At 44.8% G+C, this 15,807-nt stretch carries 15 protein-coding genes; 7 read left to right on the top strand and 8 right to left on the bottom strand.

Going from position 1 to position 15,807, the window contains the following annotated elements; genetic code table 11:
• Positions 1-25: 25 nt before the first annotated feature.
• From I8U27_RS03075 to I8U27_RS03055, 5 genes are all read right to left on the bottom strand, one after another.
• Entirely contained in the window at positions 26-1,177 is a 1,152-nt protein-coding gene (locus I8U27_RS03075; RefSeq protein WP_181749977.1) for a hypothetical protein, read from the bottom strand.
• A gap of 128 nt (positions 1,178-1,305) precedes the next feature.
• The gene (locus tag I8U27_RS03070; protein ID WP_181749978.1) at positions 1,306-2,772 is read right to left on the bottom strand and encodes a sensor histidine kinase; all 1,467 of its coding nucleotides are present in this window, start codon (positions 2,770-2,772) and stop codon (positions 1,306-1,308) included.
• Entirely contained in the window at positions 2,769-3,455 is a 687-nt protein-coding gene (locus I8U27_RS03065) for a response regulator transcription factor (protein WP_181749979.1), read from the bottom strand. Before I8U27_RS03065 ends, I8U27_RS03070 begins: the two co-directional genes overlap by 4 nt.
• 194 nt (positions 3,456-3,649) lie before the next feature.
• Positions 3,650-4,294 (bottom strand): hypothetical protein, encoded by a 645-nt coding sequence (locus tag I8U27_RS03060; protein WP_181749980.1) that lies wholly within the window; start codon positions 4,292-4,294, stop codon positions 3,650-3,652.
• Positions 4,295-4,332: 38 nt separating this feature from the next.
• A complete protein-coding gene (locus I8U27_RS03055; RefSeq protein WP_181749981.1) occupies positions 4,333-5,487 on the bottom strand; it encodes a cysteine desulfurase family protein in 1,155 nt (384 codons plus the stop codon).
• A gap of 177 nt (positions 5,488-5,664) precedes the next feature.
• Between I8U27_RS03055 and I8U27_RS03050 the strand changes: the two genes are divergently transcribed.
• The 3 genes from I8U27_RS03050 to nadA are packed head-to-tail and all read left to right on the top strand — an operon-like array spanning position 5,665 to position 9,135.
• Positions 5,665-7,173: an L-aspartate oxidase gene (locus I8U27_RS03050; protein WP_181749982.1), complete on the top strand. Its 1,509-nt coding sequence runs from the start codon at positions 5,665-5,667 to the stop codon at positions 7,171-7,173.
• Positions 7,174-7,183: 10 nt separating this feature from the next.
• Positions 7,184-8,032 (top strand): carboxylating nicotinate-nucleotide diphosphorylase, encoded by an 849-nt coding sequence (nadC, locus tag I8U27_RS03045; protein ID WP_181749983.1) that lies wholly within the window; start codon positions 7,184-7,186, stop codon positions 8,030-8,032.
• Entirely contained in the window at positions 8,032-9,135 is a 1,104-nt protein-coding gene (nadA, locus tag I8U27_RS03040; RefSeq protein WP_220185827.1) for a quinolinate synthase NadA, read from the top strand. The genes nadC and nadA overlap by 1 nt, the downstream gene beginning before the upstream one ends.
• 335 nt (positions 9,136-9,470) lie before the next feature.
• Here nadA and I8U27_RS03035 read toward each other — a convergent pair whose 3' ends face one another.
• Both I8U27_RS03035 and I8U27_RS03030 read right to left on the bottom strand, forming a co-directional pair.
• Positions 9,471-10,646, bottom strand: a complete 1,176-nt coding sequence (locus tag I8U27_RS03035; protein ID WP_181749984.1) for a hypothetical protein — start codon at positions 10,644-10,646, stop codon at positions 9,471-9,473.
• Between the two features lie 439 nt (positions 10,647-11,085).
• A complete protein-coding gene (locus tag I8U27_RS03030; RefSeq protein WP_181749985.1) occupies positions 11,086-11,814 on the bottom strand; it encodes a MerR family transcriptional regulator in 729 nt (242 codons plus the stop codon).
• Positions 11,815-11,903: 89 nt separating this feature from the next.
• Between I8U27_RS03030 and I8U27_RS03025 the strand changes: the two genes are divergently transcribed.
• Positions 11,904-12,170: a CPBP family intramembrane glutamic endopeptidase gene (locus I8U27_RS03025; RefSeq protein ID WP_181749986.1), complete on the top strand. Its 267-nt coding sequence runs from the start codon at positions 11,904-11,906 to the stop codon at positions 12,168-12,170.
• Between the two features lie 216 nt (positions 12,171-12,386).
• On the opposite strand, the gene ku is transcribed toward I8U27_RS03025, so the two are convergent.
• Positions 12,387-13,271 (bottom strand): non-homologous end joining protein Ku, encoded by an 885-nt coding sequence (ku, locus tag I8U27_RS03020; RefSeq protein WP_181749987.1) that lies wholly within the window; start codon positions 13,269-13,271, stop codon positions 12,387-12,389.
• A gap of 400 nt (positions 13,272-13,671) precedes the next feature.
• Between ku and I8U27_RS03015 the strand changes: the two genes are divergently transcribed.
• The 3 genes from I8U27_RS03015 (at position 13,672) to I8U27_RS03005 (ending at position 15,570) form a co-directional block, all read left to right on the top strand.
• On the top strand, positions 13,672-13,923 hold the full coding sequence (locus tag I8U27_RS03015; protein ID WP_181749988.1) for a hypothetical protein: 252 nt from the start codon (positions 13,672-13,674) through the stop codon (positions 13,921-13,923).
• Positions 13,924-14,053: 130 nt separating this feature from the next.
• The gene (locus I8U27_RS03010) at positions 14,054-14,632 is read left to right on the top strand and encodes a hypothetical protein (protein WP_181749989.1); all 579 of its coding nucleotides are present in this window, start codon (positions 14,054-14,056) and stop codon (positions 14,630-14,632) included.
• Positions 14,633-14,871: 239 nt separating this feature from the next.
• The gene (locus tag I8U27_RS03005) at positions 14,872-15,570 is read left to right on the top strand and encodes a GH25 family lysozyme (RefSeq protein WP_181749990.1); all 699 of its coding nucleotides are present in this window, start codon (positions 14,872-14,874) and stop codon (positions 15,568-15,570) included.
• The last annotated feature ends 237 nt before the right edge of the window (positions 15,571-15,807 follow it).

The following is a 15,807-nucleotide window of genomic DNA, read 5'->3' as shown; positions in this document are numbered from 1 at the left end:
AAGCTCTCTGTTCCTGTTTTTGCGCTTATTTCAACGTAATGACATAGGTAATAAACTCATTGTCAAGATCTTTTGTCTCAACCGTTGAGATGAGTAGTTTTTTTCCGGATGAGTCCCATTTGACCGGATCGATGATACTTTCCATTTCTGAAGAGAGTGGAGTTGATTTCAAAGATTTTACATCGGCGACAAATAAACCTTGTTTAGCCCTGTTTTCTGACATTACCGCATAGGCGATTTTGGATTGGTCCGGTGACCAGCTGATGCCGTAGATTTGCGTGCCTTCCGCCAGCTTTGCTTTCTGGTTTCCCTGTAAATCGGTCAATAGGAGAGCCACTTTGGTTTCATCTGTTCCAATCACCATGGCTAACCTCTTTTGGTCAGGAGAAGGAATAAGTGACATTACTTTCATTTTCAATATTTTTGTCTTTTTCGTTTTCATGTTGTATACTTTCAGGTCACCGTCAGCTGTCGTATAGTACACATTGCTGCCGATTTGATATACGTTTGAAATACCGCTTTTGCCCGTTTTTACAAGCAATGTCCGCTTTCCATCCAGATCGGCCCGGTAGATTTCCCCGGCAAATGTTGCGTACAACACTTCCCGGTTATTCTGCCAATGCCCTGCAAAAGCATGGATGGCTCCCCGTTCAGATACCTGTTTCCTCTGTTTCCCGTCCTTATTCATCATATACCCGGTTCCCGTTTCCTCGCTGTTTTCCACATAATAAATATGTTTCTTGTCGGGGGAGTACTGGGCATTTCCCTGATGAATTGATTCTCCGTGCAATAATTTTGCCTGTTTTGACTGGATGTGATAAAGATACAAGTTTTGTGGATAGATTTTCTCTCCTTCAACAGAAGCAGGTGGGGTATCTTTATTTTCCCTGGTGACCAAGAGCTGCCCGCCATGATAGAAGTCCATGCCACGGATGCCGGTGTAACGATCCATTTTTGCCAGTGCCACTTCGTTATAAATAAATCGATTCGGATTGTTGATGACAGTGATTTTTTTTCCGGAGGGTGTGGTCACTTGCTCCCGGTGATCCGGAATAGAATCGGAACGTTCTGTCTCAGCGGCGGGTTTTTTATTCTCCCAGGTCGCATGGGCACATCCGGGCAGGGCGGAAAGACAGATAAACGCCATCGCTCCGACAACAGTGCTGATTACGTTCATCAATAAATCCTCCTTATCTGGGATTGGTCACATTATATATGAGGTTTGTGTCTACAAAATAAAGAATCGTGTCAGACCCGTAAACAGCTGTTTCCAAAATGTAAACATTTCAGGCAGAAACAAGCTTTCTAGCTGAGAAGAGGGAATGTAACCCGAAAACAGGATCCTTTGTTGTCTGTCTTCAACAAGGCAATCTCTCCCTGTTGCTTTTCAACCAATTTTTTTACCAGCGATAAACCCAACCCGGTTCCCCCTGATTGCCTGGAGCGGTCTTTATTAACCGTAAAAAACGGCTCAAATATTTTGTCGCGCGCCTCCGCCGGGATTCCGGTTCCTGTATCAATCACATCAATACAAACCCTGTTCTGTTCCACAACGTTTTTCACAACAATTTTTCCGTGCGGCTCATTGTACTTAATCGCGTTATCCAACAGATTGATAAACACATGAGTAAAACTCTCTTTATCTGCCCAAATCAATGCCTCACTCAGACAAGCCTCGATCTGCAAGCCGAACTTTTGCGCTTTTCCTTTCATCCTTTCGCATAAATCCAGCAGAGTTTCTTTTACATCAACGGATTCGGCCTGACTGGTTAAATCGTATTTTTCCAGGGAGGCCAGATGTAAAACTTTGTCCACCATCTCAATCAGGCTTTCGGTCACTTTGCCGATATTCTGTCTGGCGTCAATAACCAGCCGGGGGTCATCCGGATACATGTCCATCAAATCCACATATGCTTTCATCACAGTTAAAGGAGTTTTAAATTCATGGGTGATATTCCCGATAAACTCTTTCTGTTTTTGTTCCAGTTTTTTCAGGGTCTCAATGGCCTGTTTCAACTTTTTTTCTTCTTGTTGCATCAGTGCTATATTTTCTGCAATCTGATTGCTCATATAATAAATGCCGTGGCTTAAGGTGCCCAGCTCATCCCTTCTTTTAAGTGGCGGATGTGACAGGAAGCGTCCGCGCTGGATTTTTTCCACGGCTTGTTTCAGCTTTTGGATTCCTCCTGTCAGCCGGCTGAAATACAAATACCCAATGATAAAGCTGATGATAAAAATAAGAGTGCCAATACGATAAAAAAGAGTCAGAATCCCTTCGTAGAAAAGCAAACTGTCCTTCAGTGGATACTGAAACTGGATAACGCCCATTTGTTGGTCATAGTTGAGGAGGGGGGCTGCGTAATACATGGAATCATTTTTCTGCCAATAGGCTACTTTACCGTTCAACGCATACTTCAACAGATCGCTTGTGTCCGTTTCGCCGATGCTGGGCGCGGAATTTCCCTTTTCTTTTCCTGAGCGGTCAAAAAGTTTTACATGCATTCCGCTCATAAAGCCCAGGTTGGCTGCCATCTCTTCTCCTTTTTCGTTTAAAAAGCGATCAATCGCTGCTGTCCTTCCTTCATATCCAATGAGGAAGTTCTGGGTGATATACAGATTGGCAATCTTGCTCTGCTGCGCCAGAAAATCTTCATGGTTTTTCCGTTGGTTTTCCTGAATTCCTCTTAACACGGTCACACTCAGAATAACTACTGTCAGCAATAATAATCCTGCCAGGAAGATCCCGGACTTAACCTTGATACTCCATTTCATTCGATTTCACCTGTGGCTTTATACCCCACACCGTAAACGGTTTGCAGTATTTGGTGATAGGGGTGGCCTAATTTTTTCCTTAAACGTTGAATATGGATATCCACGGTTCGTGTGCCGCCCGCATAATCGATCCCCCATACAACATCCAGCAGTTCTTCTCTGGAGTAAACCCGTTCCGGATTAGATGCCAGCACAGCAAATAAATCAAATTCTTTCGGGGTTAAATCCAATGTTTTGCCGTACAGTGCCACTTTTCTTTGTTTGATTAATACTTTTAAATCTCCAATCTCAATGGTGGCCATTTCCTGTTCGGCGCTTTTGGAGAGCCTCCGCAGCAAGGATTTGACTCTGGCTCCCAATTCGCGGATATCAAATGGCTTTGTGATATAATCATCTGCTCCAAATTCGAGGCCCAGTACTTTATCTACGATATCGTTTTTGGCGGTCAACAGAATAATTCCCGTCCCTGCTTTGTTTTCCAATTGTTTGCATACGTCAAATCCGGATTTTTTGGGCATCATCACATCCAGGATCGCAATTTTCGGATGAAATGATTCAATTTTCCGCAATGCCTCCTCCCCGTCGTACGCCACCTCAACCTGGTATCCTTCACGAAGCAGTGCATAAGAAATGGCGTCCACAATTCTTTTTTCATCATCCGCCACCAAAATTTTTGCGCTCATTTTTTCAGACCATTCCTCCTTAGAGCATCGTTTTGTCCCATTGACAAGTATGGGAATATTCCTGTTTACCTGATTTTACCGTATACATTGCCTTCTGTCCTGGATCTGTTTTATTGGCTCTGCATAAAAATATAGCATCTGTTGCGTGTCAACAGATGCTATATGAAAGAGGTTGTGCTTTTCCATCGTTTCAATTATGAATCTAAATGATACATTTCATAGATAAAGGAATTCTTTTCCGCAAACTCTTTGGGCAAGGGACGCTTTTTAACGGGAACCTTCTCCTTAATGATGACACGATGAATCGATTTAAACTGCTGGGCAGCATAAAGGGGGGAGTTATAATTGTTCAAGTCAATCACAGGTCCGTCCTTAAAATAGACAAGATAACGAAGCCGAATATCTTCCTCCCGGCGGACCGGACGTTGAATCACCTGGTAATCAAGAGCCACCTGTTGAATGTCTCTCCATCTTTGCACCTTGGCATCTTCCAGTTGCAGAAACTGGTTATATGCCATCCCCTTTGGAGTGACCAGCAGATAATTGTCAAAAGAGAGAATCACTAGGGGACTGCAGATCAGATAGAAAGCTGCAAACACGAAAAAGCGCCTCTTTAATTGATCGGGATTGTAGCGGTGTTTGAAAAACGAAAAGATAAAAAAGATGACCATGCAAAAAAAGGCGAATACAAAAGCGTACGAGATGGTTGTTCCCATCAGATAAACCTGATCAGGTTCAGAGTAGCTGACTTGCTGGAGAATGATAAAAAGAATCCAGGCAATCGTGGCAATCGCAAAACCTAGCATCAATCTGAGTAGAAAAAAGAGAAACCTGCGCAATTTGTGTCTGCCTCCAAAAAATCTGGTTAAGCCCAGCCTTATTTTTTTATGAGGGAGCGTAAGTAACCAAGCACTTCTTTCAATTTCCCCACGAAAAGATCAATATCTTCTTCACTCGTTTCTTTGCCAAAAGTGACGCGAAGACTTTGAAGCGCTTTCTCCTTGCTTTTTCCCATCGCCATTAATACATGTGAGGCACTGTGTTTTCCGGCGCTGCAGGCGGAACCGCTGGAAACATAGATCTGTGCACGGTTTAATTCTAGCAGAATCGCCTGCCCTTCGACACGATGAAAGCTAAGATTAAGGTTGTTTGGCAATCGAAGAGTCGGGTGCCCGTTGAGATCCACATCCCCGATTTCGCTTTGGATCCGTTCCCAGCAAAGATTGCGCAAACCGGTAAGCCTCTCACTCTCTTTTTCCGCTTCCCGTGCAGCGAGGAAAGCGGCGGCCCCAAATCCGACAATGGCAGGGGTGTTCAGCGTGCCTGGGCGCAGTGCCCGCTCCTGGCCGCCGCCGAACATCAACGGCTCTATGCGTACCCCTTTGCGGAGATACAGGGCACCGGCTCCTTTCGGCCCGTAAATTTTATGGCTTCCCACAGAAAGAAGATCTACCCCCAATTCCGTAACGGTAAACGGTATTTTTCCAAATAGCTGTACTGCATCAGTATGAAATAAAATCGGGGTCTCTTTCAACAATTGGCCGATTTCTTTAATCGGTTGCAATGTGCCGACTTCATTGTTGGCAGCCATGATGCTGACCAAAATGGTTTTGTCTGTGACCGCCTGTTTGATATCCTCGACGCTGACCCTTCCATCCCCGTCAACGGGCAGCCGGGTGACATGAAATCCTTCTCTTTCCAGAGTCCGGCAAGCTTCAAGAACGGAAGGGTGTTCAATGGTTGTTGTAATTATGTGGTTTCCATGAGCTTTTCGTTTGCGCGCCGCGCCGATGATGGCTAAATTGTTTGATTCCGTACCGCTGCCGGTAAAAATAATCTCTCTGGGAGAAGCCGCTCCCAGCGCGCCGGCGATTTGACTGCGCGCGTGTTGAACCGCATCATGGCTCCGTTGCCCCAGATCGTGAATACTGCCGGGATTTCCAAATTCAGTATGCAAAAATGGAAGCATAGCCTCGAAGACCTCGGAGCGAACCGGACTGGTTGCTCCGTAGTCAAGATAAATGGGTTTCATCTCCGTTTCCTCCGCGAACAAATTCTCTTCATTCATTATAGCGAAAAAATGAACAGAAAGACCCCCCCAGCGAAAGAGTTGGATATAGTGCCATAAAATTCGTGGTTGACATTGTTGATTTTCCTGAGAAAATAAAACTGAAGTAAATTGTTAAGAATTCGTGAAAGGACTCCTGCGATGACACGAAAGGTAACCGACTTTATCGTGGTGGGAAGCGGAATTGCCGGTTTAATGACAGCTCTCTCCCTGGGCGGGTCGGGGCAGGTAATCCTGCTGACGAAGGCCAGAGAGGAAGAGAGCAATTCCTATCGGGCCCAGGGAGGAATCGCGGCAGCCATTGGAGAGGACGACTCCCCGGAGTTGCATCGCCAGGATACGTTGCGGACGGGTGCGGAGTTATGTGACCCAGGCTCCGTCGATGTGCTGGTGGAGATGGCTCCTCAAACCATCCAACTTCTTACCAAATGGGGAACCCGTTTTGACCGTGACGGTGACAGATGGGCACTGGGACGGGAAGGTTCTCACTCCGTTTCGCGCATCCTGCACATCGCCGGAGACGCGACAGGTGCGGGAATTACCTCTTCTTTGCTGGAGCAAGTGAGGAATCATTCAAATATCCGGTTCATCACGCATACAATGGTAGCAGATCTTATTGTATCTGAGGGGGCTTGCCGTGGGGTTGTCACGGTGGATGAAGACAGAGGCCCGGTTTATTATATGGCACGAAAAGGAGTCGTATTAGCTACCGGAGGGTGCGGACAAGTGTATCGTTATACCACCAATGATCTGGTATCCACCGGAGATGGTTTTGCGATGGCCCGCCGGGCCGGAGCCGCTTTAATGGACATGGAATTTATCCAATTTCATCCCACTGCTCTCGCAGTGGAACAAAATCCGATGTTCCTGGTTTCGGAAGCGGTGCGCGGAGAAGGAGCTTTTCTTGTCAATGATCAAGGCGAAGCGTTTATGGAGCGTTATCATGAGTGGAAGGATCTGGCCCCCCGTGATGTGGTTTCACGTGCCATCTTCAGCGAGATGCAAGCAGGCCGCAAAGTGTTTCTCGATGCCGGACAGATCGGCTCCCGGTTTGCCGAACGTTTTCCGAAGATTTACAGGGAGTGCCGGAAGTATGGAATTGACCCTGCCCGCAGCCTGATTCCCGTGACCCCGGCCGCTCATTTTGTCATGGGCGGGATTCGTACTGATGTATACGGCCGCACAACGCTGCCCCGCTTATTTGCGTGTGGGGAGGTGGCTTGCACCGGGGTACACGGAGCTAATCGTTTAGCCAGTAATTCTTTGTTGGAAGGGGCTGTATTTGCACAGCGGGTGGCGGCGGAACTATCTTCCTACACCGATCAATCGATTGGTGTTCCGGGTGTTTTAGTCCCTGCTTTGTGCAAAGATAAGCAAACTGAAGATTCCTGGAAACAACAGATCAAAGAGATCATGTGGAATCATGCCGGGATTGTGAGGTCTGCTCAAGGCTTGAAGGAAGGGATTTTAAAATTAAGGAAACTTCGGGAGCAGATTCCGGCAGGCTTTTTTGAGTGTAACAATATGTTAACTTCTGCACAAATGATTATGGAGGCCGCTTTATGGCGCCAGGAGAGCCGGGGCGGCCATTACCGGTACGATTACCCGGAACCGATACCTGAATGGTCACAAAAACACAATGTTATTTAGGGGTAGAGCCATGAATCCGATTCAATTAAAACAGTTTATTCGTGAAGTGTTGAACGAGGATATTGGTGCAGGTGATCTGACGACAGAAGCGCTCGTACCCGTTGGTCATCTCAGCTCTTGTTTACTTATTGCTAAACAAACAGGGGTTGTGGCAGGTTTGCTTGTTGCCGAACAAGTGTTTAAAGAGCTGGACCCGGATTGCCGGTTGGTCCCGCTGGTGAACGAAGGGGCAGAGGTATCCAAAGGCACGACCATTGCGCGGATCACGGGGCCGACCCGGGCGATTCTGACAGGTGAGCGTGTGGCTTTAAATCTGTTGCAACGTATGTCCGGAATTGCCACTGTAACCCGCCAGGTGGTGAAAAAGCTAGAGGGGCTTAATTGCCGGGTACTGGACACCCGCAAAACGATCCCCGGGTTGCGCCAGTTGGAAAAATATGCTGTCCGCATCGGAGGGGGAACCAATCACCGGTTTGGTTTGAGCCATGGCGTGATGCTGAAAGACAACCATATCGCGATGGCAGGCAGCTTGGAGAAAGCGGTTGAACTGGTGCGGCAGCGTGTCGGCCATATGGTACAAGTGGAAGTGGAAGCTGACACGCTGGAGCAGGTAAAAGAGATTCTTGCCCTGGATGTTGATGCCATTCTTTTAGATAATATGGACGTTGAAACGTTGAAAGAAGCAGTGCGTCTGATTGACGGAAAAGTATGGACCGAGGCTTCGGGAGGGATTACGCCGGAGAGGGTCCGCGCCATCGCTGAAACAGGTGTAAACGCTGTCTCGATCGGTTGGCTGACTCATTCAGCGACCGCCCTGGATATCAGCCTTGATTTTGAAAAGGAAACGGGGGATCAATAATGTCGCTTGACATGTTAACCTATGTTCAGAACCAATTGCCCGAAGTTTACCGGAACCTGCCAGGTCGGGAGTTGGATGAGAGAATCTGGAATGCTAAACAGCGATTGGGGAAAGATCTGGTCATCCTTGGACATCATTATCAAAGAGATGACGTGATTCAGTTTGCCGATTTTCGCGGTGACTCCCTTAAGCTTGCACGAATCGGGGCACAGCAGAGGGAGGCTAAATATATTGTTTTCTGCGGTGTTCATTTCATGGCAGAAACAGCAGATACTCTGGCGGCCGAAGGGCAAACCGTCATTCTCCCCGATTTGAAGGCAGGTTGCTCAATGGCTGATATGGCTGATATTGAAGATGTTGAAGAGGCATGGGAAGAGATTCAGGAACAATTTGGAGATACCGTTATTCCTGTCACCTATGTCAACTCCACTGCCGCGATCAAAGCATTTGTCGGCCGGCACGGGGGGACCACCTGCACATCTTCCAATGCAAAAGAGGTGCTTGAATGGGCTTTCTCCCAAAAAAAGCGCATCCTTTTCCTGCCCGATCAGCATTTGGGCAGAAATACCGCCTATAAGATGGGAATTCCTTTGGAACAAATGGTGATCTGGAGCCCCGGCTCAGGACAGTTTGAAGATGTAAAGGGCGATATGCAGGAGGTACGGATGATTTTGTGGAAAGGCCATTGCTCCGTACACCAAAAGTTCACTCCTGAACAAATTCAAAGCGTCCGCAAACGTGATCCTGAGATGAAAGTGATTGTTCACCCCGAATGCTGCTTTGAGGTGGTACAGATGGCTGACTGTGCAGGATCGACCGATTTTATCATCAAAACGATTTCCGCAGCACCCGCAGGCAGCAGATGGGCAGTAGGAACAGAAGTCAATCTGGTTCAGCGTTTGGCCCGGGAGAATCCGAAGCAACATATTGTGCTTCTTTCCACGACAATGTGCCCCTGTCTCACCATGAACCGAATCGACCGCCCGCATCTGTTATGGGCCCTGGAGAGCATTTTGGAAGGGAACCCGATCAACCGGATTACCGTTGATGAAGAGACGGCGCACTGGTCCAAAGTGGCGTTGGATCGTATGCTGGCTGTTTAACACCAGGACAAACAGAAAACCTCATGACTTGGTGACACAACCCCTGGATGAAAGTTTGAATCATGCCAGGGAGGCAGAATTCTCGGAAGTGACCTTCTGGACCCCCGACTGAACGTGAAAAAAGGGACAAGGAAAAAAGAGAGGCATACTTCTTTGAACCCGCTTCCTTAGTCTTTTGCCTATACCTCTTACAGACGATTGGACTAGAATAATAAAATATAATTGCAAAAAAAACGAAGGCTCTTACTTTGTGTATACAACGGCAGGGTAAGAGCCTTCGTTTTTTCGTTTTAGACTTGATTTCCACTAGGATAAGCCCGGCTAAGCAAAGCGCTTCAAAAGGGCAAATCACCATCAGCCAACTCTCTTGTAGACTCTCTACGTTCAAACCAATGATTGTCTTCCTCTGTCGAATAGGTCAACAATAAAGTTTTCCACTTCTCTTCGGCTTCTTTCCACTCAGCAGTATCCATCTGTTGGTCAATTGCTTGCAATACTTCATCTAATGCTTTGAACGGGAATCGATCATTGCATATATGGCGCATTGAATAGATGTCAGAAGGTGATTCGCAAGCATGATACCACCCTTGATCCGATTCATATGACCATTCGAAATGCGGCTTGAAATGTACCATCGCATCAAACTGTTCGATTTCCTCCTCAGTAAACAATCCCAACGAACGCCAGGCCGCCTTCACCTTACGGGCGATCTCTTTTTCATCGTCTTGCCTGGTTACAGGCGCAAAGCGGTGCATGAGCAAAAACGGCACAACGAAATGATCAGGATATTGAATGGTCAGATACAGGCAAATCTTATCCAACTCTTCCCAACGCAAAACATGTGGATGCCACATTGCACCGTCATCCCATCCCAACTCAAAAGGTTTAGACAGAGATGGGTGTGACAGGCATAAAGTGGAATCAGTAATGCGATCTCCGATCCAAACCATGAACCCTGAATCGTCCGTTATATTGAACCTAATCGGATCAACCAATTCCGGGTAAATCATGTCATCCGATGGATACATCTCTTCGTCTAGGCCAAGAAAGATATATTCCTTCCAAAATCTCCGTTGTTTGAAAAGGGTGCTCCATAAGTCAAATTCATCGACGATATCTATCTCTAAATCATGTCTTCTTACAATATCATTCATCTTGCTTTGCTTAATCAAACAGTTTTGGAGATCATTTTCCTTTGCTGCTTGCTTTAATAGTTCTCTAACTTGATTGGCCAAGGATTCATTGCACCGGATGATAATATAATGAGAGGAGAAAGTCCAAAATTCTACTAAGACCAAGCATCGTGAGTCAGTCATACCCTGCTTATAATAGACGGATGGCTTTTGGTTTTCTTTGGCATATAATCGGGCTTGTTCATAAGATTGCTGATCAAAAGGAATGTTTAGTAATGGGATCAGCTTTTCCAGCAACCAGTCTGTTTTATTTTCATGCAACGTTGTTTGAAACTGTATGATCCCTTGAAATTTTTCTAGCATCTGTTGTTCTGTCATGGTTTTTCTCCTTGATTTGAATGAGAAAAATGAAAAACCCCGGATATTGAAATTTTAAAATGGGATCTGCCGATCAGATTTCAGAACTGGGTAGAACGTGCAAATACCCCCCGGAGGTGCAAGAGAAACTGGTTGAGTATTTAAAGGCAGCCTGTTCATTGTGCAAAGAAACATTTCGGGTGGATTTTAACGAACAGGGATATCCCCGTTCGTTTTGCTTAAAAGTTGTTTTGTTGCACGGCGTGAAATAACCGAGCGTGCAGCTAGACCTCCAGTGAAGGAAAGACCGCCTTCCGGACAGATCCCTTTGTCTGAGGGGCGGTCTTGGTCTGTATAGAGACTTAAAAGAATGGATCGGCATAACCGTTAAGTCTGCGTGTCTTTCCGGTTGGTCTGAAAAACGGAAACACAGCGGTATGTCCGATCATGAAGGGAGTGGTCAACGTTTTCTGCTTGCATCGTAAATATCAAATGCTTTTTCCAATAAATCGATGATTTCAGCGTCTATTGGGTAGAATCGGTACGCTTCTTTTGGATTTTTCCTCATTTGCCACGCTTTTTCCATTAATTCTTCGTCCCCTTGAAACAATTCTCTCGACTTTTCAGTCATTCTCTTCACGATCTCCTGGATTTCATCTGCCCATGGCGGCAAATGCCTAAGTAAGTTCAACTGTTTGAACAGATTTCTCCATTCCTCCGCGTCGGGATTCTCTGCTTCAAGTTTAGGGAATCTGCCGATTACTTCTTGTTCAATAGAGGAAAGGGATGCAAAATTTTCTTTCTTTGTTTTTCTCGCATTTTGAAACAGTTTAAATAAGATATCCCAATTTAATTTTCCCTCTATCTCACAGGAACGGATCACGGTTTGCATGCCTTTTTCCATTTGTTCAATTCGTGTTCGTTCTTTTTTTAGATATTCCGCCTGTTGCCGAAGTGCTTCAATTCTGTCATCGGATTGCTGTTCCAGCAGCTCGCGGATTTGTTTTAACGGGAAGCCCAGATCCTTTAGAAAGACAATTTGCTGTAACTTGAATAAATCTTGTTCGGAATATAGCCTGTGACTTCCTTCGCTTAATGAGGCAGGTTTCAGCAAGCCAATCTCGTCATAGTAACGAAGCGAACGAATGCTTACTTTTGACCTTTTGGATACTTCTCCTATGGACAACACATGAAAACCCCCTTTTTTAAATCGGGCTTGAATCTCATATAATGTGAGGTTTTATACTGAAAACATTACCAGCAAAGAAAGGAAGTAGGGTGATTATTTCTCCACTTTATGAAGAAATTTTCTTTCGAGGAATGATCTACGGATTTCTGCGCAAACGGTTCAATATGTTCCACAGTTTATGGATCAGTGCCATTCTGTTTTCACTGGCACATTGGCCCAATTGGAACATATTGCTGCTTAACTTTATCAATGGCATTTTATTTGCCTACGTGTATGAAAAGACGAAATCGGCTTTCGCCAGTGCCTTTGTGCATGCTTTAGTTAATCTGGTCATTGTTGCTGAGCTTCTGCTCTGATTAGGAGTTTAACAGTTATATAAAAAATCCCCCACTTCTTTCGAAAGCGTAAGTGGGGGAGATTCACCGGGAATGAACCCGGTTATAATCGCGGGGTGAAATACAGCGTTGTTGCAGAACTGCATGATTTGGAGAGACAACCCTGTACTTGGTCGCCCTCCGAAACAGAATGTGGTGTCTTTAAAAAGGGCCCAGGACGCGTACCTATGAATACAATTATGCCTGTACTTTCCGTCTGCGGCGTTTTGGTTCCGATTTTTGACGGGGTTCGCCCGTTTGCTCTCCTCCAGCAGCCACCTTTGCAGGTTGAGTCCCTTTCCCCGGCTTTTCTTTGTTGGCATTCAGGCTTCGTTTCAGTGCTTCCATCAGATCAACCACATTTTCTGCACGTGGTTGGTCTGCCGGTTCTTCTACCTCTTGTTTGTGGATCTTGGCTTCAATCAGTTCTTTGAGTGCCTCCTCATAATTGCTTTTGTAATCGTCACGGAATTCACCACTGATTTCTTCAATCAGCTTTATCGCCATATCCAATTCACCTCTGCCAACCTCCATCCCCGCTATCCCTTCAATTCCGGGCACTTCTTCGACAGCCCGTATCTCTGCCGGATAATGGATAATGTTCATAAGAAGGCAATTCTGATATACGCGAATAACAGATAAATGTTCACTTGTACGAAAGGCAACTTTGGCTACTGCTACTTTGTTTGTTTGATCCATCGCTTGATACAGAAGCTTGTAGGGTTTTCCACCGTATTCTCCGGGGCCCAGATAATAGGTCTTTTCATAATAAATGGGGTCAATGTTCTCTTTGTCCGTGAAGTGAAGGATCTCAATCGTGCGCAAGGTAGGCAGTGGAAGGTTGCTGATATCATCGTCGGTGATGAGGGCATAGCTTCCGGGAGCGTACTCATATCCGCGAATGATTTCTGTACGCTCAACCTCACGGTTGCAGACGGGGCACCATTTTTTGTATTGAATTGGATGCTTGCATTCTTCATGTAAACTGCGAAAACTGGTTCTGTGATCTTCCGTTGCTTTGTACAAACTGACCGGGATATTCACCAATCCGAAACTAATACTCCCTTTCCACATGGATCGCATCATTATCTACCTGCTACTAAAAACATAGACAAATATGTCCATATCTAGAGTTTCCTGTTTCAACCAGTCCTGCCTCGCCGCTTACTGGCTACTACAGTTTGCTATGGCTGTCCACAGGCGTAAATTCCCGACTAGCGGTCGGTACATATACATGATTTCGTTAAGTGATCATCATGTATGGATTTTAGACTTGGTTTTCGTCTTAGGACATTTTTTCTACATTTTGTAGCAGTTTTCCTCCTTTTCGTTTTAATAGTATATTAATCATATTTTTCTAACACTGGTCTATATTTGGCTATATTTTTGGGTGCTGTTAACTACCTCCTTTTGTGCTTTTTCCTTATCGTTTCCCAGGCGGCTGTTTGTCACTCACGAGAGTAGTTCTCAAGGATGAAGATGTATGAATCCATCTTTGTACGTAAACAATAAATTTGCCGTAAAGCCCAAAAAGTCTTTTGAAGTAATGCGATTTTCCCCCGGAACGGCTCGGAAGAAAATTCCCCTTTCCATCCGGCTTGCAGAGAAAGGAGGGACGGGGGTATCCCCTGTAATGATGAGTATCGTGAATTGGATCGGTTTGATCGCCCTGCTCTCTATTCCATTTGTCGTGATCGCATGGGTACAACTTCGCACGAAACGAAAAGCGAAGTAAGAAAGGTCCGGGAAACTGGGCTTTTCTTTTTTGTCCATCCCTATGATAATCACAACGGTTCAACAGCTTGGAATAAATATAATTGAATCAGGAAACCATATCTCCAATTTGATTTCATAGACGGATGGTGTTGCGAAAGGTGATGGAACGGCTGGAGAAATTAAAGGAAAAAGCGGAAGGGACGATTTTTGAGGAGATTGTGCATTCTGAGGTAGAAAGCTATAAAAAACAGAAACAAAAAGAGCTTAAAAAAGCAAACATCAATAACAAATGGATTGATCAGGCTGATGAGCTTTTTAATTTATATCTAAAAATATGCGAGGAATACAAACCACAGATCGAACCTTTTGTTTCAAAGGTGGAATTGGAGGACAGGAGAGAGGAAGAGGGCGTGGTCAGATTCACCGTGACCAACTTTAAAGACTCCAGCTTATCATTGCAATGTGCAGATCTGCACACTCTTGATGATTACCAAAAATTGGAGAATGATCAGTTTGTAGAAACATTGGACGAAGAGAAAGAAGAAGGTGGAGTTGAGTTTTATTTCAATCCGGGTGAAACGGTTGAGGAAGTAAAATACTCTGACATTTTCAATACCGGTGAACCTTTAACGGCTCTCACAAAAATAGTGGAGCCTCTGATTCTAGAACTCTTTCGGAAAACGTTTGATATTGAATCTTTGATACAAATAGAATCAGATGCAGAATAAAGGATATTTCTTGAGATCCAGTGCATGACCGGCTATTTTGGGCGGTCATTTTTCTTAAATCACCTGTCTTTACGGCAACACGCCTTTAAATGCAAAAAGAAGCTGAGTAGACGTAATTTTGTATATGATTGCAATAACATTCGATATAATTAGATTTATAATGTTTCCACGACATGATACGATTAACAAGTGGGATCTTTATGTTTACATAACCAATGAAATCAAGATAGGGGATCGGTATGAAAAAATATATTTGGCTGTTAACCATCGTTTTACTGGTAATTCTGGCCATTTTGGATTATATGGGTTTCATATGGCACAATGATCTGTTTGCGATGAAATATGAAATAAAGGGACTGGATGTCTCACATCATCAAGGCGATATTGATTGGAAAGTTGTGCAGGAAAAAAACAACTTTAAATTTGTATACATTAAAGCAACAGAGGGCCGGGATTTTGTTGATGATCAATTTGCGTACAATTGGCAAGAAGCAAGAAAGCAAGGGATGTTAACCGGAGCCTATCATTTCTTTTCAATGAGGAGTTCCGGGGAAGAGCAAGCAAAAAACTTTATAAATATTGTACCTGAACAGGCGGACAGTTTGCCTCCAGTGATTGATGTGGAAATCCATTTGAATCATGATAAGGATAAAGTCAGACAGGAACTGCGAAAGATGGCGGCAAAATTGGAACAACACTATAAAAAGAGGCCTATTTTATACGTTACATATGATACATATCACACCTATGTGGAAGGCGGTTTTTCAGAATTTCAAATCTGGATCAGAGACATTTACAAATTTCCTACACTCGGCAACCGCAAGTGGCTGCTCTGGCAATATTGTAATCGGGGACGAATTGACGGAATTGATACTTATGTCGACATCAACGCATTTAATGGGGATATGAAAGAGTTTGAGAAAGTATTTGGCAAATAAGTATGTAGCCGGGCAGGGGGAACCGCGATTTTATGGAGAGAACAGTCCGCTGTACTCAAAGTGTTCGCACCGTTAGTCCGGTCTGTTTTGCTAATTCGCCTGCTTTCCATGTTTTCTTGTCTATGAACATCCCTTCATTTCGCGCGAGTTGTTTTTGCTGGTAATCTCAATATACAACCTCACGTTGCATTAGGATCAAGCAATTTTTTTCGTAACTACTCAAAAAGATGATAGACA

This window comes from Paenactinomyces guangxiensis, from assembly GCF_016055185.1.
GTDB classification, from domain to species: Bacteria; Bacillota; Bacilli; order Thermoactinomycetales; family Thermoactinomycetaceae; genus Paenactinomyces; species Paenactinomyces guangxiensis.
Note: the sequence above shows the minus strand (reverse complement) of the source record. Positions and strands in the feature narration are given on the sequence as shown.